Origin of the sequence: Lepagella muris (assembly GCF_004793975.1) — a bacterium.
GTDB lineage: Bacteria > Bacteroidota > Bacteroidia > Bacteroidales > Muribaculaceae > Lepagella > Lepagella muris.
In genome coordinates this window covers 1-22,138 of the sequence record NZ_SRYB01000032.1, presented here as the reverse complement: position 1 = coordinate 22,138, position 22,138 = coordinate 1, and the positions used below count along the sequence as shown (strand labels likewise).

Sequence of the window (22,138 nt, the reverse complement as noted above, 5' to 3'; positions counted from 1 at the left end):
AAAAATTTATCTTTTTTATCCGGATTATCATGTTCATTATTATAACAATCATAGCATACTAAATATATACACCAAATATACATTATTTGAATTATTTCCAATAACAGTAAAATAGCGGTCAACAATAGTCATTACCAATGGTTATTACTATGAAGTCATTTGCTTTTCAAAATGCCAATTATGGGGGTTGAAAGTTGTGGATTGACTTCATGAGGAAGATTATTTCACATTTTTTAACCCGAGGATGTCGGCATATCATGGTTTTTAGTTATATTTGCACATGATTCCATTATTAAGAGGCGTCGGTGCCTCAATATCATCGACAAGCCGGCGGATATGGTCGCTCTATTACGACGGATTCCGCTCAATGACCGTAGGGAAAACCCTATGGGCAATAATACTCGTGAAATTATTTCTCTTCTTTGTAGTCATAAAACTGCTTTTCTTCCCTAATATCCTTAAGCGCGACTTCGATTCCGATGAAGACAGGGCAAACCACGTGCGCCAAGAATTGCTGGAGAATCACAGAAAAACTCCTCCTCTATGAAAAGGGAGACAACCCTATTATCTCCGTCAACAATCTAATTTCTAATATTAAAACACTTATTTATGGATGATTTAATGACCGTAGTCGATTGGTCGAGATGGCAATTCGCTCTGACTGCCATCTACCATTGGCTCTTCGTGCCCCTCACCCTCGGACTGTCGCTAATCGTGGCTGTGATGGAAAGCCTCTATCTGAAGACAAAGTCAGAGAAATGGCTTGCCGCAACAAAATTCTGGATGACCCTGTTTGGAATAAACTTCGCAATCGGAGTGGCTACCGGACTTATCCTCGAATTTGAGTTCGGCACAAACTGGAGCAACTATTCTTGGTTCGTAGGCGACATTTTCGGTGCGCCGCTGGCAATAGAAGGTCTTGTGGCTTTCTTTATGGAGGCTACCTTCGTCGCAGTGATGTTCTTCGGCTGGGGCAAGGTAAGCCCCAAATTCCACCTCGCCTCCACTTGGCTCACATGGCTCGGCGCGTCGATCTCCGCGCTCTGGATTCTCGTGGCTAACGCATGGATGCAGTATCCTGTCGGCATGGAGTTTGATCCTGCACAGATGCGAAACGTGATGGATAATTTCTGGGCTCTATTCTCCGGAATAGCCATCAACAAGTATTTCCACGCAGTATGCTCCGGATGGGCTCTATCCGGTGTGTTTGTGATCGGCGTGAGCTGCTGGCTGCTTTATAAGAAACGCAATGAGGCATTCGCGCTGCGATCTATCAAAGTGGGCGGTTGGATAGGACTCATCGGTCTGTTGCTCACAATGTGGACAGGCGACGGATCTGCCGTGGAGGTGACAAAACACCAGCCCATGAAACTCGCAGCCATGGAGGGTCTTTACAAAGGATCTACAGCTCAAAGCATCGTGGCAGCCGGATTGGTAAACCCTGATAAGAGATGGGACAACAATGAGGATGAATACCTGTTTGCAATCGAGGTGCCATACGGTCTGTCGATTCTCGCAAAGCATGACCCAAACGCATTCGTGCCCGGTATAGCCGATATCATCAACGGTATAGACGTAAATGAAATGGGCGACACCGTTAACACCGTCAGCTATGCCGAACGCATACGCCTCGGCAAACTCTCGCATGAGGCTCTGAGAGCCTACGACATAGCCCGCGCCAATCATGACGCCGCTGCCATGGAGAAGGCGGAGAACGATCTGCGTCAATATTATCCCTATTTCGGCTATGGATATTTCAACTCCGTAGACGAGGCAATACCACCGGTTGCTGTAACGTTCTACTCCTTCCGTGTGATGGTGGTGCTCGGCAGCTACTTCCTACTCTTCTTCATCGTGGCTCTATTCGCCGCTTACCGCAAGGATTGGCTACAGCGCATCAATTGGCTGCAATGGGTGGCTATCGTCTCCGTCCCACTGATGTGGATATGCTCCGAGGCTGGATGGATGGTTGCCGAGGTAGGACGCCAACCCTGGACCGTGCAGGATCTGCTACCGACGAAGGCCGCCATTTCCGAAATATCTTCGGCATCCGTCATCACTACGTTCTGGCTATTCGCCGTGATCTTCACAGTCCTGCTTGTGGCTGAAGTGAGCATCATGCTGCGCCAGATCGACAAGAAATCTCAAAAAAATTTAGAAATCGATAACGCTCATTAAGTTATGACTTACGAATATCTTCAAAACTATTGGTGGCTGCTTATATCGGTGCTCGGTGGCATCCTCGTATGCCTGCTTTTCGTGCAGGGCGGACAGTCAATGCTTCTCGGCGCTCGTTCAAAGGAACGCAGAGACCTTATCGTCAATTCCATGGGACGCAAGTGGGAGCTTACGTTCACCACTCTCGTGACTTTCGGCGGTGCGTTCTTCGCATCTTTCCCTCTTTTCTATTCCACAAGTTTCGGGGGTGCCTACTGGCTCTGGATTCTGATTCTGTTCAGTTTCATCGTGCAGGCGGTCAGCTATGAATACCGCAATAAGAAGGGCAACGTCTACGGCACTCACACATACGACGTTTTCCTTTTCATCAACGGATGCGTGGGTTGTATCCTTCTCGGCGTAGCGGTATCGATGTTCTTCTTCGGTGCTGAATTTACCGTAAGACGCGGCAACCTGCTCGACCCGGGAAGCCCCGTAATATCACAATGGGCACCGACCCACGGCTTCGAGGCGATATTCAACTGGAGAAACCTCGTGCTCGGCGTGGCTGTGCTCTTCCTCGCAAGGATGCAGGCAGCCCTCTACATGATGAACAACATCACCGATGACCCGGATTTCTTCAAAAGTCTCAAACAGAAAGCCCTCATCAATGGCGGCATCTTCGTGGTGTTCTTCCTCACATTCCTTGCACTCCTCCTTACCGCATGGGGATATACGGTGGAAAGCAACCATGATTACACTGTCAACGTGACAATCACCCCCTACAAGTATTTCCATAATTTCGTGGATCTGTGGTGGGCAGGTGCTACCCTGCTTATCGGTGTAGTGGCTGTACTGTTCGGGCTTATCAAGACCGTGCTTAGCAAGCATTGGACGAAGGGTATCTGGTTCACCGGAATCGGCACTTTCCTTGCCGTAATCTCCCTCTTCTGGGTGGCAGGCTACAACGACACCGCTTTCTATCCCTCTCTGACAGATCCGGCATCGTCGCTCACCATCAGAAACGCCTCTTCATCCGAGTTCACCCTCACTGCCATGAGCTACGTATCGATTGTAATACCCTTCGTGCTGGCATACATCGCTTATGTTTGGCATTCGATGGACAAGAAGAAACTGACTCCGGAAGAACTTGAAAACACTTCCCACAAATATTAAGACTCCTACTCATAAAAAAATTGAAGTTTCGATAACTTCAATAAAACAGACACGGTTTATAATCGTTATATAAGAGTCGCCGTCCTGAGAAGGGGCGGCGACTCTTATAGGTTAAAATCAATTTTCAGGTCTCATTCAATTATTCCACCCGCTATGTCGGAACAGAAAACAGAAAAAGCTAATCTTGATTCCAATTATGACTCATCTCATGACTCCTATTGGAACCTATTCTCCACATTTTTTAAGATAGGTGCATTCACCTTCGGTGGTGGATGGGCGATGATCTCTATCATCGAACGGGAAATTGTGGATAAACACCACTGGATCGAACGTAATGAATTTCTCGATCTGCTCGCCATTGCCCAATCATTGCCCGGCATACTCGCCGTCAATATCGCAACTGCCGTGGGCGACAAGATCAAAGGGGGGAAAGGGAGTATCGCCGCCGCTGTCGGCACAATTCTACCCTCTTTCCTTATAATTCTCTTCATCGCCATTTTCCTCACCCCTGACCTTATAAAGAACAATCGGGTGATTTCATCCATTTTCATGGGGATACGTCCGGCTGTCGTGGCCTTGATCCTGGCTCCGGTCTTAACGTCGGCGAAAGCTGCCAAACTGCGCTGGAATACGGTGTGGATTCCGTTCGCTGTAGCCGCACTCATATCCATTGATCAAGGATTTATATCAAATCCTATCCTCTACATCCTTCTCGGAGCCATTGGCGGACTCCTCTTCTGGTGGATTCCCCAAAGGAAACTTAGACAACATTGACAAATCTTAATCTCCAACATAATTTCACGTATCAAGAAGACATGACAATATACTGGCAACTGATATGGGCTTATATCAAGATAGGCATCTTCGGATTCGGCGGCGGCTACGCAATGCTGTCGCTCGTAGAGAAAGCGGTGGTGGGTCCCGGATGGATCTCCGAGACAATGTTTACCGATATAGTGGCGATTTCCCAGATGACACCCGGACCGATAGGCATAAATTCCGCCACGTATATAGGGTTTGTCGCGCCCGGAAGCGTCAACCCGGAACTATCCGGCATAGGATGGGGACTCTTAGGCTCCTGCCTTGCCACACTCGCTGTGGTGATTCCAAGTTTCCTACTTGTGCTCTACAGCTCCCATTTCATAAGGCGCCATAGTGAGAGCGGTGCGATAAAAGCCATATTCTCCGGATTGCGCCCTGTGGTGGTAGGGCTTATAGCCTCCGCCGCGATAATGCTGATGAATGCCGCCAACTTCAATCCCAACGGGATAAACTGGCAGCTATGGACAAACATAGCCATCTGCGTGGCTGCTTTCATCCTCGTATATTTCCCGATAAAGATAAAACAGAAAAACAGACGGCTACACCCCATACTGATAATAATTATGGCGGGAGTCGCCGGATTCCTTATATATGGATTATGATGTACTGACCATGATATATCCATTATAATATCCGATCTGTAATTTAATTTATGTTTAATACCGACAATCATGGACAACGATTCTAAATATGACGAAGCCCTCTCCTTCCTCTTCAGTCAGCTCCCCATGTTCTCACGCGTAGGGGCTGCAGCTTATAAACCCGGACTCGACACCAGCCTGGCTATCGACAGATTCTTCGGTCATCCCCATCGCCGGTTCAAGTCAATCCACGTTGGTGGCACCAACGGCAAGGGTAGCACATCCCACATGCTCGCCTCTATCCTTCAGTCGCAAGGTTATAAGACCGGACTATACACATCCCCTCACCTTGTGGATTTCCGCGAACGTATGCGGATTGACGGGAAGATGATTCCCAAGGAGAAGGTGGTGGAGTTTGTCGAGAAATGGAAAGGATGCGGTTATGACGGACACCCCTCTTTCTTTGAACTTACCATGATGATGGCATTCAATTGGTTTGCGGAGGAGAACGTGGACTATGCCATTATAGAAGTGGGTATGGGCGGACGTCTTGACTCCACCAATATAATCACACCGGAGGTATGCGTGATCACCAACATCTCCAATGACCACACACAATTTCTTGGCGACACACTTCCGAAGATTGCCGCCGAGAAGGCGGGTATAATCAAACATGACATACCCGTGGTGATCGGCGAGGCTGAGGGTGAGATAAAGGAGGTGTTCGCACGTAAGGCGGAGGAGGTCGGTGCGCCGATAGTTTTTGCGGCAGACTCCGACCGTCTGCTATCAATCGTGCCTGCCGAAACCGGAGGATGGCACATCGTTTGTGAGGAGGGAGAAACCACCCTGCCTCTTGCCGGCGACTATCAGAAGAAGAATCTCAACACCGTGATCAATGCAGTTGACTCCATGCGGAAGGCAGGAATCGAGATCTCTGACGACAACGTGTTGCGCGGACTTGAAAACGTGGTGAAGAATACCGGTCTTTGCGGACGATGGACTATCATCGGCAACAATCCGCTCACGATTGTCGACACAGGTCACAACGTGGCGGGCATATCCTATAATATGGAGCAGCTCCGGCGTCTGATGTCGGAACGCCCAGGCAAACGGCTACGCATCGTCATAGGGTTTGTGGCCGACAAGGCTATTGACAAAATTCTGCGGCTTCTCCCCACAGATGCGGAATATTACCTCACCAACGCAAGCATTCCGCGTGCTCTTCCCGTTGATAAGTTGCATCAGAAGTTTGAGGAGGCAAATCTTGAAGGAAGATGCTACCCCGACGTAAAGACTGCATTTGAGGCTGCAAGCAATGATGCCGACAAGGATGATGTCATTTTCATAGGAGGCTCAACGTTTATTGTTGCCGACTTTCTCGCTTCATGACGATTCACATAGCAGAACCATAAAAAGGTGGGAATCCGCACATAATGCGTGGGTTCCCACCTAATCTTATCAATTGTTATTCATAATCCCTACATCATCATTCACCTACCGGGAATGCTTCTGCAATACGTGTACCAAAATTATAGTGTATGCCAGGCTGTGCCGTGATGCTGACGTTAGAAGCACGCTCAAACACCATCACGATATCAGAACCGCCAAACTGGAAATAGGAAATCTCTTCACCTTTACGCAGAGTGGTTCCTTCCTCAGCTGTAACAACAATTGATGACACCTGAGCCATGCCCATCGGCAATATCGCCACCTTACCGATTGACGACTGGATAACGATCAGACCACGCATCTGCTGGAACTGATAGCCTGCTTCATCAAGAGCATTCAGCTTACGACGTACAATGTGAGTACGTCCCTTTTCATCACCCTCAATAGGAACCGCCTCAACGCCGAGATATGCAGCACCCTGGAGCACACGTGCCTCAAGCACCTTCCCCCCTACTGGGGCATGCTGACGGTGATAGTCGGTAGTGTTAAGGAACTGGTGGATCCAGATACCGCCGGCAAAGTCATCTTTATATTTAGAACCCTCAAGCAATTCCTCGATACTCCATTCAAGACCCTTGATATCTACCTTTGAATCTGCCAGCACTTCCCACTGTCCATCATTTGTAGAATCGGCAGGTGATGTGATGATATGGTCATCGTTGATTGCTGCGATAGGACGATGTCCGGGTTTGGTGTAACGTGCAAAGAATTGATTGAATGTCTTCCATCCTCCAACCGGCTGATCATAATCATCCATCTTGTAGCGCGGCGATGCGTAATAACTTGCCACAGCTTCAGGAGTCAAAGACTCCGGCTTATCCATCCATGCTCCGAACGAGATGACAAACTTACGTATCCACTGTGAGAGTGGTGTCAGTTCCGGCTCCTCGTTATCCTTCAGCTTCGAGGGGATGACAGGAGTCTGAAGCTCCTTGACAGGACTCTGATCCAACAGGAAATAGAACATCGTCACATGCTCATACACGATGGTGCCCTCCGGATTCTCAACCGGCACCCAATGCAACTGAGCCTCAAGCCAGTCATAGTAATCATCCAGTGTCTTGATGTTCTCATACTCAATAGTATTCAGTGCATGGCATGCATCAAGTGCTTTTTGAAATTTTTCTTCCCAACCATTCTTCTCAATGAGGTCGAGAAGCTCCTGCACAATAGGAGAATAATTCTTCTTTTCCATAATATAACCAAAAAATTTTTAAATCATTCTACAATCCGATCCAACGATAGGGGGATCTCCGGATTATAAGAGCTCGAAAACTTTATCGGGAACTTATACATTTGACACTAAAACACACGTGTTCATAAATAAGTTTATACACCATGCAATTTTAACATTAAAAAAAAATTGCGAACACCCCTATTATATTATATATGTATGCAATTATCAGGAAAGAGTTAAGCAATCTCATTAACAATATTAAAAATCAACTTTTTATAACAAACAGGTGTTTTTAAAACGATATGTCCCTAATTAATGAATTATTAAAAAAGAATTCCTATGGCAAATTCAAAAACAGTCACTCCCGGCTCCGGAAGTGCGGGAGGCAAATCCGGACCCTCCCCAAAGACAGTCATCACGATGTGGGCGATGACAATTCTTATAGTCACGAATATTGTCAGCATGCGTGGGCTGGCATCTCAAGCAGAGTATGGCTACACATCTATTTTCTATTATGTGTTTGCGGCTCTCGTATTCCTCGTGCCCTACTCCCTGGTATGCGCCGAACTCGCTTCCACTTGGACCAAAAGCGGCGGTCTTTTCCGCTGGTGTGCGGAGGCATTCGGTCCCAAATGGGGCTGGGCTGCCATGTACTATGAATGGCAGATGGTCGTGATCTGGTTTCCGGCAGTACTCATGTTCGGAGCGGTGACGCTCGCCTACATATTCTGGCCTGAGACGTTTGATTCATCCCTTTCAAAAAACGTGATTTACACACTCATCGTGGTATTGGCGATATATTGGTTGGCTACATTCAACACCTTCCGCGGAACCGCCTACGCCAACAAGCTCTCTACTTACGGAGGATTGTTCGGCACGATCATTCCGGCATGTGTCTTGATTGTGATGGGAATCATCTACGTCTGCATGGGTAACCATATATTTATAGATGCCCACCAGCCATTCTGGCCCGACTTCTCAAAGTTCGGCACTATCGTGCTCGCCGCCTCGATATTCCTCTTCTATGCCGGCATGGAGATGCAGGCTGTCCATGTGCCGTCAATGCGTAATCCATCAAAGGATTTTCCAAAATCTGTGCTCTTGGCGGTGCTCATAATTCTAATCGTATTCGTAGGTGGCACTTTGGCAATCGGATTCGTCATCCCTGAAAAGGATATCAATCTTCTGGCATCACTGCTGGTGGCGTATAACAATCTTTTCGCTTCAATCCATTGCGAATGGCTCGGACATATTCTCGCACTTTTCCTGACTTTCGGAGTCATAGGACAAGTCAGCTGCGTCATTGCCGCCCCATCTTCAGGTATGCTCTCTGTCGGTAAAGCCGGCTATCTTCCGCGCGGACTTCAGAAGACCAATAAGAATGGCATCCAGGTGCCTATTCTATGGGTGCAGGGAATAATGGTTTCCATTCTTGCACTTGTGCTCGTGGTTCTTCCGAGCGTACAGTCAGCCTACCAGATTCTTAGCCAGATGTCTACCATTATATATCTTGCCATGGTCTTCATCATCTATTTCGCATTTATTCGTCTGCGCCGCACGGAGCCCAACGTGAAACGTGGCTTCAAAGTGCCCGGAGGTGAGTTCGGCAAATGGTTGGTCACCATAGTCGGATGTCTCGGAGCATTGGTTGCAATGGTGCTCAGCTTCGTTCCACCGTCACAGATAAACACCGGCAGTCCCCTTGTATATATCATCATCCTGATTGCGGGATCTGCAATCTTTCTTGCTGTGCCGTTTGTGGTCTATGCAAAGAGAAAAGCATCCTGGAGAAATCCTCAGACTTCGTTTGAGCCTTTTGATTGGGAAATAGAGGGACGCACACCGTCGACAGTATCCAAATGGCCGGAAGGTTATGAGCCCACACCGGAGATGATACGTCGTGCCACAGAATGGGAAGATGGAGAGTTTGGTCCCGTCAGCATGAAAACCGTAGCTGAAGTAGCCGATCTATCGATCCAACCAAATTCTTCTATTTCTTCACCCACCCCTTCATCTGCACAGCCAGCCCAGGAGAAAGCCCCGGAAAAGGAGACGGGCGCCGATAAGGCATAGCCTCCGCCATGATCCAGACCGGGAAAAAACCGATAAGGCTGCTGACGCTCCTTGCAATACTGTCAATATCTTTGGTAGTGAATCTGCCGGGACTCGCCGTCACGCCCATGCTTGCGACTCTATCCGACGTCTTTCCGCATACGTCGCAACTTGAGAAGCAGATGCTTACCGTGCTCCCAAACTTGCTTATCATTCCGTTCGTTCTTATTTCGGGAAAACTCTCCCTTTCCCGACATAAGACCGCAATCGTAGTGGCAGGACTCGTAATCTTCACGGCGTGTGCCATACTCTATCTCATTGCAGACTCAATGACCGAGCTTATCATCATAAGTTGTCTGCTCGGGTGTGGTGCCGGACTGCTTATCCCTCTCTCTTCCGGATTGATAGCCGACGCGTTTGCCGGGAAGTATAGGATGAAGACCATGGGCATAAAATCAGGTATCTCCAATTCCTCACTCGTCATCGCCACATTCGCGGTTGGATGGTTGAGCCATGGCAATTGGCATCTCCCGTTTTTGGTGTATCTCATATCCGTCATTCCTCTTCTGCTTGCATTCCGTCTGAAGGGTATCGATACGACAGAGCCGCAATCAACGCCAACAGGCTCGACATCATCCCAGCCCACCTCTCAACCGGGGGTGTCTCACGGATTCTATGTCGGAAGAATATGGGCTCTTATAGGGGTATATGCGTTCATAACATTCTCGTGCATAGCCATCACCTACTACTGCCCGTTTCTGATTGAGAAGAAAGACTGGAGTGCGTCTTTCACCGGTACTGTGACTGCCATATTCTATCTTTTCATGCTGATACCGGGGTTCACACTGCCGTTTTTCATCAACATAATGAGGAAAGGCACGTTCGTGTATTGTGCAATGCTGATGACTGTGGGAGTGGCTCTATTTGCGTTCGTGCCTGAGACATGGACAATGTGCGTCGGTGCGGCTCTCATAGGATTGGGCTACGGGATCTGCCAACCGCTTATCTACGACAAGGCAAGCGTGGTAGTTACAACTGCAAATAAGGCCACGCTATCCCTGGCTTTTGTGCTGGCGGCAAATTATCTGGCAATCGTGCTGACACCCTTCATAATCGACGGGCTCAGACCGCTTCTGTCTCATCCATCCAGCAACAGCACTTTTGCCTTCACCCTATGCTTCTTCCTATTGATCGGATACACGGTGCTGACATTCTTTCTCCGGAATAAATTCGCATTCTCCATCAGTAAGGACTATTACGGAAGCAAATGATGCAAGAAGTACAATATATGCAATCCCTACGATATGCCTATAAATGGCATTTATCCGGTATGTTTTTAAATATTTATTAGCACTTATGTTAATATGATTTAAAAACACATATATCGATTGAACCTTTTGCCCTCTTTCGTTGTCATACTTATGAAAATCGTTTCATGATGTTAGGTTAGTTAAAAGTATTTTGATTGGGAAAAGACCGATGCGAATCGGTCTTTTTCTATTTCCCACCCCTCATCTATGGTATTTACGGACAATCTCAGGAGCTTCCCTCTTAGCTTGCTCCAAACTTATATCCATACCATGATACTCATTGTTTCTATTCGGACGGAACTGCACAAATGTTTTATATTTCTTATCGTATGTATACAGATATGTCCGATCATCCACATCTCCACCATAATCCTCATAAGCTCGTTGAAGAAGAGATTTCGCATATCTTTCATCATTCCTATCATACGCAGAAAATGCAGAAATATATTTATCTCCGTATTGCCTTGAGACCGTATCATGTTTCAACTGATTAAGTACCGGAGAAAATGATTGTATGTACATCGACAAATCCATCTTTGATACTTCCGGATTGAAATGTAGGATACTCTTCATTTTTCTATCAATAGAGACGTTTACCTCAATTGTATCTGCATTTACATAAGAATACAATCTCTTGCAATCATCATACTTGCATAAGGCAAAAATATGCTGTTTTGCAGGAATTTGTTCCAAGTTATCACAATCACCCAATATATCCGGTTGTAATTTTATAAATTCAGCCTTCCTATCTATTGAAAATTTCTCTACAGAAAGATCCAACAATAATGAAAACAACTCATACGATGATGCTATAATCGGATGATTTGCCAGGTACTCCTCCCATGAGATTGGCACAAGTATCGACACATAGCTTGGCAATTTAGTCATTACCAATTGATACAATATCGTATTCTCTATCCCCTTATCCGATGATGAATATATGTGGGGTGCAATCACAATCTTCATTTTAGTCCGGCTTTGATGATAGCTCTAAAATCCGCATCTAATGAATCCAAAAATCCATTGGGCATTGATCCCTCTAATTTTCCCTTATTAGAAAGAGGTATTGATTGATATATACTTTCACCATATTCATTCTCAACAAATATCAAATGAATATCAGATGTGGGGACACCTCCTTCAGCCACTCGTCGTCTTATACGTGTTATGAAATGGTCACTGTGTGTTTCAATAAGTACCGTGACACCTTTTTCCAACGATAGGAATATGAAGAAATCTGCCATAGCAGCCTGAATACTGGGATGCATGTGCACGTCTGGATCCTCAACTATCAGCGTAGACCCCTTGACAGATATACAACCTTGGGTGACTATCGGCAATATCTGACTCAACCCGAACCCCATGTGCATGAGGTCTACTTTCAGACCTTCGTTTGTAGTAATCAACGCCCTATATCTCTTTCCCGTCTCCTTCACTATCGAGATATCCTTTGCAAGTTGAAACCTTTTACATATCCAATATTTAAGAAGTCCGATAAGTTCCGTATTACCGGAAATACTGTCTATTATGAATCGGGTATTCTCACCATCAGGCAATACATGATGTGATTCCACATCCATATTATATGTACGGGCAAGTACGGGTGCCACTCTCAATGGTGCGATGTAAACTAATCGTTCAAGGGAATGTCGCAATAATTCCCGACTCGCCTTAAACAATGTCAAATTATGAATTTCACTACCTTTTGCAGCAAACACCGGAAAAAAATTGGCAAACGAATACTTGTCAAGTTTCAGATCCTCAAGTTTATTCAATAATGCCATGCCTTTAGACGACAAATCATACGTACCCTTACGAGGACGCAACTTTAGCATCATCTCCGACTTTTGCCCATCCTTATGGCAGAGGATAATCCTAAACTCAGATACCGTATAATTTTCAGAGCTAACCTTAAATGCGACATCAATCTTGAAAGAATCCAAGTCATATCCCATTTCTCTGAAATCTTCCAAGTCTGACTTGACTATCTCAGCGGGGAACAGCGCCAAAGAGAATCTCATAATTCCGGAACGCTTGTTATGCATCAAATCCATAACCGAACCGGCATACACATACGGTCCGGCAAGATTCAACATATCATTCGACGACGTACACAACGTTTGCTTAAGCAATAGAAGAGCCTGTATCAATGAACTCTTTCCACTACTATTCACACCGGCCAACACTGTCAGCCCAGATAAATCAACATCAGCTACATGCTCTATTGATTTAAAATTATCGATGCTAAGGAGCATTCTCTTAATATTATATTGTCAAAATTCAGATAACTCCACCCATCCCTTCAGATAGGTTCTCTCAAGCCACAAAGATATTAAAAATTTTATAATTAAGCCTCCTATCAACCAGACTTTTTAATTTTCTATCCCCCCGATCACCCCCGTGTCCACCACATTCTCCAAGGTAACACCATCTCTCTTTTAATTAAGACTAAGAAATCAAGTAAATAAATTATCATGTTGGTGTATATCTTTTTCGGTTGATAAGGTCCAAATGATTCGGGCATCGGTAAATCATGGCTATGAATCCCTGTCAGATTATTTTGTATCGGTTTGTATCGCCTGTATCGGTGCGATACAACCGATACAAACCGATACAAGCTGCCTATTTACACCCATAGTTCTTAAATTTGCCACAAAATTTCACATTTTTTGTGGCATTGTATAATCATATATGTTTTAACTAAGAAATAAAAGATGTGAAAGGAATAATTTATTATAAAAGATTACCGTGGTCTCGGCTCTGGCATTATACGCGCATTGCAGTCTGACAGCAATATTGAATTCCATAATAAAATCAACGGTGATCAGTTTAGGGTAATTCTATGGAGAAACGACCTAAAATGTTCAGAAGAAACTACACTGAAAAGTTCAGAAGAAACTACACTGGAAACAGAGAACTCGAAGAAAACTACACTGAAAAGTTCAGAAGAAACTACACTGAAAACAAGTAAGGAGAAAACTACACAGAAAATCATTAATCTAATGACGAAAAATCCGGATATTTCTATTGAACAGTTAGCTTCTTTGTGCAGTTTAACCCGTGATGGTATAAATTGGCAAATCAGAAAATTAAAAGAGTCAGGTAAAATCCGCCGTGTTGGACCAGACAAAGGCGGTCATTGGGAAATCTGCGAATAATCATGAGATTCATACGACATTAGTTTTTTCAATTGGAATATTGTATTTAATTTGAAAAACTCCGTGTCCTCTGCGGTCTTTATGGTAATTAGCTTACTGAGGTGATGACAGTGGTGTGGATAGACGAACGAAACCGGGAATCGGTCGGTGACTGATTCCCGGTTTTTTTAAAGTGGGTATTAATCCTTTTCTTCATTTACGCCGTGCTTCTGACGGGCGTGTGTCTTTGACTGGTTGCTGTTGAAATCGCTCTCCTCCTTGAGGTCGATCTCCTTGTTCATATCGTCAAACACCTTGTATTGCAGATATGCCAACGACTCATCAGCAACTATCTTGATGCTCCTGCCGTAGCGTCTGCGCCATTTGCCATAGAGGGAGAACATCCCTTTCTTGATGTATGCCTCCACATAGGGATGGACATACATGGTAAATTTTTTGACCTTGAGTATATTTACAAGATAATCGAGTTTTTCTCCCAATTTATCGGTAAAGAGCAATGAGGGCTGAACCTCACCTTTTCCAAAACAGGACGGACACGTCTCGCTCGTGGTTATGTCGAGCGCAGGGCGCACCCTCTGACGCGTGATCTGCATCAATCCGAATTTACTCAACGGGAGGATATTGTGGCGGGCACGGTCATTTGCCATGACCTCCTTCATGTGGTCAAAAAGGGTCTGACGATGCTCCACCTTATTCATATCGATAAAGTCGATCACAATTATGCCTCCCATATCGCGCAAGCGCAACTGGCGCGCAATCTCATCGGCTGCCTTCAGATTCACATCTAACGCATTCGACTCCTGATCAGGACTTGCCTTACTACGGTTGCCGGAATTGACATCGATGACATGCAGCGCTTCTGTATGTTCAATTATGATATATGCGCCGCTCTTAAACGACACTGTCTTGCCGAATGAGCTCTTTATCTGGCGCGTAATGTTGAAATTGTCGAAAATAGGTATATCCTTGTTATAGAGCTTCACGATATCCTTATTTTCGGGAGAGATAAGCGCTACATAATTCTGAATCTGGGCAAACGTCTCCTGCTCGTTGACGTATATATTCTCAAAATTCGGACTGAATATGTCTCTTATGACACTGACCGCCCTTGAATCCTCCTCATAAATCAGCATCGGAGGCTGGCTGCGTTGCATCTTTGATATTGATTCCTCCCAGCATCTTACGAGGGTCTTCATCTCATTGTTGAGCTCGGCGACACGCTTGTTTTCTGCCGACGTGCGTATGATGACGCTGAATCCCTTGGGCTTTATGCTGCCTATAAGCTGACGGAGCCTTATCTTCTCCTCCGTCGACTTTATTTTCTGCGATATGGAGATCTTCTCGCCAAAGGGCATCAGCACCATGAAACGTCCGGTGAAGGATAATTCCGTGGTCAGACGCGGTCCCTTGGAGGAGATCGGCTCCTTCGCTATCTGCACGAGAAGCTGCTGACCCGGCTGAAGGAGATCCTGTATCGTACCCTGCTTGGGTATGTCGGGAGATAATTTGAATTTTGAGATATTGGGCACTTTCTTCTTATCGGACAATGCCTCCTGTATGAAAGAATTGTAAGAATTGAACTGTGGCCCAAGGTCAAGGTAATGAAGAAAAGCATCCTTTTCGTAACCCACGTCAACGAAGGCTGCATTAAGACCCGGCATCAGTTTCTTCACCTTTGCAAGATACAAGTCGCCCACGGCATACGCTATGTTGCGGCTCTCCTTCTGTAAAGAAACAAGACGAGAGTCTTCGAGCAGCGCAATTGAAATCTCTTTCTGTTGTACGTCTACTACTAATTCGCTTTTCATCTTGGTAATTTTCAAAAAACCGTCTGCATCACTCACGCATCTTCTCTGGGAAGGATGGAGACGACGGACGGCATAAAATAAAAAAGAACAAACATATTATGGGTGAAGCTTATTCTTCACCCATAGGTTTGTTCTAAGACTATAGAATCGTTATCCGGAATAAATCCGACGGGAATCCCGCCTTATTTATTTCTTCTTATGACGATTCTTTCTCAGTCTTTTCTTGCGTTTGTGCGTAGCCATCTTGTGGCCTTTTCTTTTCTTTCCGCTTGGCATACTGGTTAATATTTTAGTTAATTATGATAATTTGTTTGTTGTCGATAATATTTTCAAGACCCTTCTCACTTAACCTCGTCAAGAAATACCCTTGAGGGCTTGAACGACGGGATCTTGTGCTCCGGTATCTTGATTGCCGTGTTCTTGGAGATATTGCGGGCTGTCTTCTCTTTTCTGGTTTTGACAACAAAACTGCCAAATCCACGGAGATATATGTTTTCGCCCCCTGACATGGTGTCTTTGACTACCTCCATAAATTTCTCCACAATATCCAATACGGCGCCTTTCTCAAGACCCGTGGTGCGAGAAATCTCACTTACTATCTCAGCTTTTGTCATTTTGTAAAAATGTATTGTTGTTTGTCTGTTTTTTCCTGCCGGATAGGGCTTGCGCTACCGCGTTCAGACTCTTTTCCGGTTTGGCAGTGCAAATATCGTAATTTTTTTTCATTCCGTAAAAGGTTGAACTTAAAAAACCGGATTTTTTGCGTAATTTTGTCTATAAAACATCTTATTTGCAGCAGTTGTTATGAATTTTCACCTTTCCGGATGCTCCAACTGGATTTTCCTTGACCTCGACGACACTCTTTGGGATTTCGCAGGAAATTCCCTACTGAGCCTTCATCACGTGTATGATCTTTTCAGTATTTTCAAGCAGGAGTATCCCTCCCGCGATGAGTTTATCGACGTGTATCATCAGCATAATTCCGCGCTTTGGACAGATTATGCCAAGGGCAATGTATCGGCTGATTTCCTGAAAACCGAACGCTGGCGGCGCACCCTGTTTCCCGACTCTGACCTACAGGATACCCCTCCGATATGCTCTGAAATAAATACGGAGTATCTTTCCCGACTGGCCTCCTTACCAAACGCTGTAGCCGGTGCGCATGACCTGCTTACCGCTCTTTCCGATCATTTCCTGATTGGGGTAATCTCCAACGGGTTTGCCGACACCCAATACCGTAAGCTCGACAATTCGGGTTTGTGGCGGTTCGTCACGCGCATGATAATCAGTGATGAGATAGGGATACAGAAACCTGACAGGCGACTCTTCGACTATGCCATACGCGAGACCGGTGCCACCGGACGCCCCATCATGATAGGTGATAATCCCGACACTGACATCATGGGTGCGCTGAAAGCGGGATGGGAAGCTATCTGGTTTAATCCTCAGCGACGACAATCCCCTTTCACTCCTGAGACGCTTGCCTCCTTGGGTATCGATCCTCATCTATATATTGGTGAGACGGATAATCTTCATGACGTGTTGAGGCTACTTTCCGAGCGCAGCGCAATCAAATAACGTGGCTATTCTCCGAGCGTCACTCCATCCAATGAGAGCAGACGTCCGGTTATTTCCGGGGCGAAATCGCTCCGGAAACGCAGTGTCATGGAGCAGGTGTTGTCAAAGGTGCGGTTGATTACCTCCACGTCTCCACCCTTCACAATCTTCATAACTCCGTCGGCAGCGACGTATGGGAAAGTCACGGTAACAGTCTCCATCTGGTGCATCTCCTTGCGTCCCGCCTCCTCCAATGCCAATCGGGCAGCCTCGCGATAAGCCGCTATCAATCCGGGGGTACCGAGTTTGATTCCACCGAAATAGCGCACTACTACGACCACCACGTCTGTCACCTCCTTACTGTTGATCTGTCCGAGAATCGGCTTACCTGCCGTTCCCGACGGCTCACCATTGTCATTAAGTTGCCATTCCTTACGTTCCGGACCTATCATATATGCCCAGCATACGTGCCGTGCATCATGGTACTCATTCTGATACTCCTTGACGATGGCACGTGCCTCATCCGCACTCGCCACTTTTCTGGCGAATGAGATGAAACGGCTCATCTTCTCCCGGAACTGCGCCTCCGCATCCCTCTCTATCGTATAATAAAGGTCTCCCATCTTTTTCAAATTATTCTGCAAAGATACGACATGGAAACGATTCCTCCAATTGAAGTTGTCTAAACTTCACTCAGTAATCCTCAAAAACGATACCCTATCCCATAACAAAACATCCCGTAGCTACCGCAAGTCTTATTACATCTTATAAATAATACTTAACGACCTCAATTCTTTTGTATATTTACAATTTTGTTCCGTTTTTTGCGCAAAAAACGGAACAAAATCATTATCTTTGCAGTTGAAATATAAAGTATTAATAATGACATTCGCTCGTAAAATAGAAATAGCAGTAAACAACGTGCCAATCGGTACGGTTTTCTCTATTCCTGATCTTCATTTTCCACCGGTATCCAGTGCAAATATCAAGGTTAAACTCAATCGTATGGTTAGAGCCGGAAGATTGCAAAAACTCGTAAATGGCAAGTATTACAGAGCAATGGAGTCTGTATTTGGAGCCACTTTGCCTTCTACAGAAGAGCTGGTAAAAGACATCCTATATACCGATGGCAAAATATCAGGATACCTCACAGGCAATTCCGTTTGGACCTCAATGCAACTCACCACACAATTTTCAGGAACCATTACTGTTGGAGTAAATGCACGAAAAGCATCCATTCGACGAGCAGGACAGAAAATAATGTTTATTGTCCAGCATAATAAAATCACAAGCGAAAATATACATCTGCTTCAAATTTTAGATGCCCTAAAATTCATCAAAAAGATTCCGGACACAACAGTTTCTGCAAGTTTTTCAAAATTGAACAATATCATAAAGCATCTTTCAGAAAAAGATTTGAAAGCGATTACAAAACTATCCATGAAGTATCCACCAAGAGTTCGTGCAGCACTGGGGGCAATTTTGGATAATGGAGAGCATAATGATCTCACAGATACTTTATATGCATCGCTCAATCAGATATCGGAATATAAATTTGGGATTACGACTGACATAATGTTAAACACATCTAAATGGCATATTAAATGAAACTTCACGAGAACAAAGAATTATTACGACAGGCTATAATAGAAACTTCAGCCGATCTTAACATACCACGAGAGTTTATTGAGAAGGATTATTGGATATGTCAGATTCTTCAGCGATTGTCGCGGCATGATAAAAGCGAATTGACCGTATGGAAAGGTGGCACATCATTAGCAAAAGCATACAGATTGATCAACAGATTCTCTTCGGATGTTGACATTGCTATCCTTTCTGAGCAATTAAGCCAAAATCAACAGAAGAAACTTGTTGCGAGAATTGGTCATGACTCAACGATTGACCTTTCTGAATTGGATAATGGGAACTCAATCAAAAATAATCGGTTTCGTAAAACATACCACGAATATGATACCGTTTTACCCGCAGCGAAAAAAAGTCTTGATTTTCTTGGCAGATATGTAATATTTGAGATAAATACATACGGGAATCCATATCCGTATGAAAAGAAAGTTGTAACTCCATTTATTACTGAAATGATGCAACACAGAGGACTTTTAGAAATGATAAGGCAATATGATATGGATCCATTTGAGTTGAATGTGCTTGATAAACGCCGTACTATGTGTGAGAAGATTGTCTCGCTCATACGATTCTCGTTTGAAAACAATCCAATAGATGGATTAGCAAGCAAGATACGCCATTTCTACGACCTGCATTTCATGTCGATTGATAAAGAGTGTCATGATTATCTTACAAAAGATTTCTCAAAGAATTTAATTGAACTTATTGTGCACGACAAAGCAGAATTTGACCGTCCTCCGAAATGGAAAGATGCTGATATCCTTTCTTCAATCCTATTTACTGATTTTGACGGCGCATGGAAATCCCTTAGTTCCAAATACAAATCTGAGTTGGGCGAATTAACTTACGGAGAATTGCCCAAGGCGACTGAAATTGCGGTATCAGTCAAAACTCTTATGGAATATGTGAGGATGATACTATTCCGGCATCATTGCCCCTGACCCGAGCATCCCGGATGGCGATGACACTGATTTCGACACTTTCTTGCCGTAACTCAACGTATACGTCAGTTGCAACGTGAATACGTTTGCCGAGAAATCGCTATATGTCTTAACTCTCTGTGAATAATACTGCGTATCTATCCATCGTATCTTACTCATCCTTGACGCTCCGGGATTTGTAGCTGAAAATCTAAGATTCAGATTTTTATAGGCATATCCGAATTTAAATGAGTAAATCCAATTTGTGTAAACCTTTGTTATTGATGAATTCTGCATATTCTCGGCAGGAGGCACCACAGATGCCCCGGCATACCAATGCTTGCCATACCATGTGGCGGAAAGGTTACCGGAGAGGAATGACCTGTCGCGTTTATACCTGCCGGTGAGCCTCCAATAATCATATCCGAAACTTCCTGTAAGCACCAATCTCTTCCTTAACAGTTTCAAGGTCATCAACGGACCGACTGTAAGCCTGTGGCTTGTAGCGTCATCCACCGTGGTTGTGACCACCCCATCATAACCATCGATTCTATCCCATACCGGATTGTCCTGATTAAATACAACGGTATATATCATTCTCCCCGTCACGGAGAATGTAGACGATGGATTCCACGTGTTTGACATTACACTCTGCCACCATATTCTGTTCCGCAAATTGCAGTTTCCCTTTTTCCATGTCAGTTCGGTAGAACGCAATATCACATCATTCAGCACATCCCCGAAATAGCCTACCGAGAATACATCTGTAGACAATTTAAATCCGGATTTCTTGCTCCATTTCTTGTCGAAGGAGATGCTGACACTTGGCAACCACTGGACATATACATTGCCGACATAGCTCTTACGGTCACATGTGGCTCCGGCGGAAGCGGATATCAACGTACCGGGCGAAAACGTATGGGAATACGTTGCCGACAATTCAAGGTGTGCTTCCTTATATCGGCTCAATCCGTCATAAGAGCCACCGTAGTGTGTCTTGTTCCAACCTCGGGAGCCAATAAGCGATATGTTCAAGGAATTTGCAGGATTGAATCTCTTTGAATAGGATGCCATAATGAGTGCCGACCATCTCCGGTTGCGGCTTGAATTGAGAATTGCATCCAGATTCTGTGGGGAATAGATATTCTCACCCTTATGATAGGCATACTGGCCGTTGACCAAGACCATCAGCGATTGCTGATGCGGCAGTGCCAGATTAAGAGAAATCTTGAGATATGGATTTATACCCAATGAAGACGAATTTGAATCATAGTAGGATGACTTCAGCACATCCGGCGAATAGACAGTAGCGGTATGACCTGTAAATTCAGGCATTCTCTCCCAGTTCCATCCCCCTGTTGCGGAGAGGTTAACCCCCTTATGTCGCCATGTGGCTTTCAACATAGCTCCAAGTGTGCGTTTGCGGAGTGTCTGATTCCGTCCGTCAATATTTTCAGAGATGCTTCCGTACTCCTCACCCTTATAGACTATATCCTTGAATGTGTTCTCTCCATGTGTGCCATAATGATTGTCATTCCTGTATGTGCCTCCAAGATAGACGTCGTATGTCATCTCCTTGTATGCCAGTTTAGAATTGACACTATAATTTCCTGATTTCCCTGTAAGGTCCTGGTTTGCGATTATTTTTGAGAAACCGCCTGAGACGTATCTCTTCATTATGAAATTGACCACGTTCTGCTTCCCTCCGAAAGAGGCATTGGTTGGCATCGGAAGATATTCAATCCTATCGACGTCCTTCGGATTCAGCGACCTCAATTCCTTAGGGGAAGCCTGCTGACCATCTATGAAATATACCACAGGCGCACCGCCGGCATCAGTCACTTGTTTGGTGGCAGGGTTATATGGAAGTTCCGTAAGAGCCATCATCTCCAGCAACGACACAGCATCGGTGGCAAACCTCTTATCCCGCTTCTCCGGAAAAAACGCAATCCCCTCCGCAATATCCTTCCTGCGGACAGACTCCACCACCACCTCCTTCAATTGCACGGATTTATCATTATTAACCTTTAACGTATCCGGCAACTCAGAAGAATTTGCAAAAGCCGTTGTGCCGCCATTCGCCGCCAACGCCAACATTATAATGATTCTTCTCAATATCCTCATATCAGCAATAATTTATAGTGGCTCCTGATTCAATTTATTAATCGTCTAAAAAAGATACCATCATGATTACATCGAAAATGGTCTCACGACTTTAATCAAATCAAATTTGTGCAAAGGTAATAAAATCTTGACTAATAATCTTGACTAATAAATTACGGAAAAATTACGGTTTTAAAACCGTAATTTTTCCGTAATTTATT

19 protein-coding genes are annotated in these 22,138 nt (G+C 45.0%); 12 read left to right on the top strand and 7 right to left on the bottom strand.

Going from position 1 to position 22,138, the window contains the following annotated elements:
• The first annotated feature begins 280 nt into the window (after positions 1-280).
• The 6 genes from E5331_RS16465 to E5331_RS16440 all read left to right on the top strand — a co-directional run bounded on the left by E5331_RS16465 (position 281) and on the right by E5331_RS16440 (position 6,128).
• Positions 281-547 (top strand): DUF4492 domain-containing protein, encoded by a 267-nt coding sequence (locus tag E5331_RS16465; RefSeq protein WP_123482287.1) that lies wholly within the window; start codon positions 281-283, stop codon positions 545-547.
• A gap of 62 nt (positions 548-609) precedes the next feature.
• On the top strand, positions 610-2,178 hold the full coding sequence (locus tag E5331_RS16460; protein ID WP_123482288.1) for a cytochrome ubiquinol oxidase subunit I: 1,569 nt from the start codon (positions 610-612) through the stop codon (positions 2,176-2,178).
• A gap of 3 nt (positions 2,179-2,181) precedes the next feature.
• The gene (locus tag E5331_RS16455; RefSeq protein ID WP_123482289.1) at positions 2,182-3,333 is read left to right on the top strand and encodes a cytochrome d ubiquinol oxidase subunit II; all 1,152 of its coding nucleotides are present in this window, start codon (positions 2,182-2,184) and stop codon (positions 3,331-3,333) included.
• 153 nt (positions 3,334-3,486) lie between these two features.
• A complete protein-coding gene (locus E5331_RS16450; RefSeq protein ID WP_123482290.1) occupies positions 3,487-4,107 on the top strand; it encodes a chromate transporter in 621 nt (206 codons plus the stop codon).
• A 41-nt stretch (positions 4,108-4,148) separates the two neighbouring features.
• The gene (locus E5331_RS16445) at positions 4,149-4,757 is read left to right on the top strand and encodes a chromate transporter (RefSeq protein ID WP_123482291.1); all 609 of its coding nucleotides are present in this window, start codon (positions 4,149-4,151) and stop codon (positions 4,755-4,757) included.
• A 69-nt stretch (positions 4,758-4,826) separates the two neighbouring features.
• Positions 4,827-6,128 (top strand): bifunctional folylpolyglutamate synthase/dihydrofolate synthase, encoded by a 1,302-nt coding sequence (locus tag E5331_RS16440; protein ID WP_123482292.1) that lies wholly within the window; start codon positions 4,827-4,829, stop codon positions 6,126-6,128.
• 97 nt (positions 6,129-6,225) lie between these two features.
• Here E5331_RS16440 and E5331_RS16435 read toward each other — a convergent pair whose 3' ends face one another.
• Positions 6,226-7,383, bottom strand: a complete 1,158-nt coding sequence (locus E5331_RS16435) for a phosphatidylserine decarboxylase (RefSeq protein WP_123482293.1) — start codon at positions 7,381-7,383, stop codon at positions 6,226-6,228.
• Between the two features lie 321 nt (positions 7,384-7,704).
• Here E5331_RS16435 and E5331_RS16430 point away from each other — a divergent pair, with 321 nt between their 5' ends.
• Positions 7,705-9,438: an amino acid permease gene (locus E5331_RS16430; RefSeq protein WP_275441270.1), complete on the top strand. Its 1,734-nt coding sequence runs from the start codon at positions 7,705-7,707 to the stop codon at positions 9,436-9,438.
• 8 nt (positions 9,439-9,446) lie between these two features.
• Positions 9,447-10,688, top strand: coding sequence for an MFS transporter (locus E5331_RS16425; protein ID WP_123482294.1), 1,242 nt, complete (start codon positions 9,447-9,449; stop codon positions 10,686-10,688).
• A gap of 240 nt (positions 10,689-10,928) precedes the next feature.
• Here E5331_RS16425 and E5331_RS16420 read toward each other — a convergent pair whose 3' ends face one another.
• Positions 10,929-11,693 (bottom strand): hypothetical protein, encoded by a 765-nt coding sequence (locus E5331_RS16420; RefSeq protein WP_123482295.1) that lies wholly within the window; start codon positions 11,691-11,693, stop codon positions 10,929-10,931.
• Positions 11,690-12,982, bottom strand: coding sequence for an AAA family ATPase (locus E5331_RS16415; protein WP_123482296.1), 1,293 nt, complete (start codon positions 12,980-12,982; stop codon positions 11,690-11,692). Before E5331_RS16415 ends, E5331_RS16420 begins: the two co-directional genes overlap by 4 nt.
• Before the next feature lie 678 nt (positions 12,983-13,660).
• On the opposite strand from E5331_RS16415, the gene E5331_RS20800 reads away from it, so the two are divergent.
• Positions 13,661-13,885, top strand: coding sequence for a winged helix-turn-helix domain-containing protein (locus E5331_RS20800; protein ID WP_275441272.1), 225 nt, complete (start codon positions 13,661-13,663; stop codon positions 13,883-13,885).
• A gap of 179 nt (positions 13,886-14,064) precedes the next feature.
• Here E5331_RS20800 and E5331_RS16405 read toward each other — a convergent pair whose 3' ends face one another.
• Entirely contained in the window at positions 14,065-15,693 is a 1,629-nt protein-coding gene (locus tag E5331_RS16405; RefSeq protein ID WP_123482298.1) for an Rne/Rng family ribonuclease, read from the bottom strand.
• A 341-nt stretch (positions 15,694-16,034) separates the two neighbouring features.
• On the bottom strand, positions 16,035-16,307 hold the full coding sequence (locus tag E5331_RS16400; RefSeq protein ID WP_123482299.1) for an HU family DNA-binding protein: 273 nt from the start codon (positions 16,305-16,307) through the stop codon (positions 16,035-16,037).
• Between the two features lie 190 nt (positions 16,308-16,497).
• On the opposite strand from E5331_RS16400, the gene E5331_RS16395 reads away from it, so the two are divergent.
• On the top strand, positions 16,498-17,271 hold the full coding sequence (locus E5331_RS16395; RefSeq protein ID WP_123482300.1) for a YjjG family noncanonical pyrimidine nucleotidase: 774 nt from the start codon (positions 16,498-16,500) through the stop codon (positions 17,269-17,271).
• A 5-nt stretch (positions 17,272-17,276) separates the two neighbouring features.
• Here the strand turns inward: E5331_RS16395 and E5331_RS16390 are convergent, their stop codons facing one another.
• Positions 17,277-17,873: an IMPACT family protein gene (locus E5331_RS16390; RefSeq protein ID WP_123482301.1), complete on the bottom strand. Its 597-nt coding sequence runs from the start codon at positions 17,871-17,873 to the stop codon at positions 17,277-17,279.
• 238 nt (positions 17,874-18,111) lie between these two features.
• Between E5331_RS16390 and E5331_RS16385 the strand changes: the two genes are divergently transcribed.
• Both E5331_RS16385 and E5331_RS16380 read left to right on the top strand, forming a co-directional pair.
• Positions 18,112-18,858 (top strand): DUF6088 family protein, encoded by a 747-nt coding sequence (locus E5331_RS16385; protein ID WP_135985869.1) that lies wholly within the window; start codon positions 18,112-18,114, stop codon positions 18,856-18,858.
• Positions 18,855-19,835 carry a nucleotidyl transferase AbiEii/AbiGii toxin family protein gene (locus E5331_RS16380; RefSeq protein ID WP_123482303.1) on the top strand — a complete coding sequence of 327 codons (981 nt, stop codon included), beginning with the start codon at positions 18,855-18,857 and terminating at the stop codon, positions 19,833-19,835. The genes E5331_RS16385 and E5331_RS16380 overlap by 4 nt, the downstream gene beginning before the upstream one ends.
• Here E5331_RS16380 and E5331_RS16375 read toward each other — a convergent pair.
• Positions 19,812-21,938, bottom strand: a complete 2,127-nt coding sequence (locus E5331_RS16375; RefSeq protein ID WP_135985867.1) for a TonB-dependent receptor — start codon at positions 21,936-21,938, stop codon at positions 19,812-19,814. The genes E5331_RS16380 and E5331_RS16375 overlap by 24 nt on opposite strands.
• Positions 21,939-22,138 lie beyond the last annotated feature (200 nt).

Coding starts and splice junctions, on each gene's coding strand:
- E5331_RS16465 (WP_123482287.1), top strand. CDS start 281: ATGATTCCATTATTAAGAGGCGTCGGTGCCTCAATATCATCGACAAGC.
- E5331_RS16460 (WP_123482288.1), top strand. CDS start 610: ATGGATGATTTAATGACCGTAGTCGATTGGTCGAGATGGCAATTCGCT.
- E5331_RS16455 (WP_123482289.1), top strand. CDS start 2,182: ATGACTTACGAATATCTTCAAAACTATTGGTGGCTGCTTATATCGGTG.
- E5331_RS16450 (WP_123482290.1), top strand. CDS start 3,487: ATGTCGGAACAGAAAACAGAAAAAGCTAATCTTGATTCCAATTATGAC.
- E5331_RS16445 (WP_123482291.1), top strand. CDS start 4,149: ATGACAATATACTGGCAACTGATATGGGCTTATATCAAGATAGGCATC.
- E5331_RS16440 (WP_123482292.1), top strand. CDS start 4,827: ATGGACAACGATTCTAAATATGACGAAGCCCTCTCCTTCCTCTTCAGT.
- E5331_RS16435 (WP_123482293.1), bottom strand. CDS start 7,383: ATGGAAAAGAAGAATTATTCTCCTATTGTGCAGGAGCTTCTCGACCTC.
- E5331_RS16430 (WP_275441270.1), top strand. CDS start 7,705: ATGGCAAATTCAAAAACAGTCACTCCCGGCTCCGGAAGTGCGGGAGGC.
- E5331_RS16425 (WP_123482294.1), top strand. CDS start 9,447: ATGATCCAGACCGGGAAAAAACCGATAAGGCTGCTGACGCTCCTTGCA.
- E5331_RS16420 (WP_123482295.1), bottom strand. CDS start 11,693: ATGAAGATTGTGATTGCACCCCACATATATTCATCATCGGATAAGGGG.
- E5331_RS16415 (WP_123482296.1), bottom strand. CDS start 12,982: ATGCTCCTTAGCATCGATAATTTTAAATCAATAGAGCATGTAGCTGAT.
- E5331_RS16405 (WP_123482298.1), bottom strand. CDS start 15,693: ATGAAAAGCGAATTAGTAGTAGACGTACAACAGAAAGAGATTTCAATT.
- E5331_RS16400 (WP_123482299.1), bottom strand. CDS start 16,307: ATGACAAAAGCTGAGATAGTAAGTGAGATTTCTCGCACCACGGGTCTT.
- E5331_RS16395 (WP_123482300.1), top strand. CDS start 16,498: ATGAATTTTCACCTTTCCGGATGCTCCAACTGGATTTTCCTTGACCTC.
- E5331_RS16390 (WP_123482301.1), bottom strand. CDS start 17,873: ATGGGAGACCTTTATTATACGATAGAGAGGGATGCGGAGGCGCAGTTC.
- E5331_RS16380 (WP_123482303.1), top strand. CDS start 18,855: ATGAAACTTCACGAGAACAAAGAATTATTACGACAGGCTATAATAGAA.
- E5331_RS16375 (WP_135985867.1), bottom strand. CDS start 21,938: ATGAGGATATTGAGAAGAATCATTATAATGTTGGCGTTGGCGGCGAAT.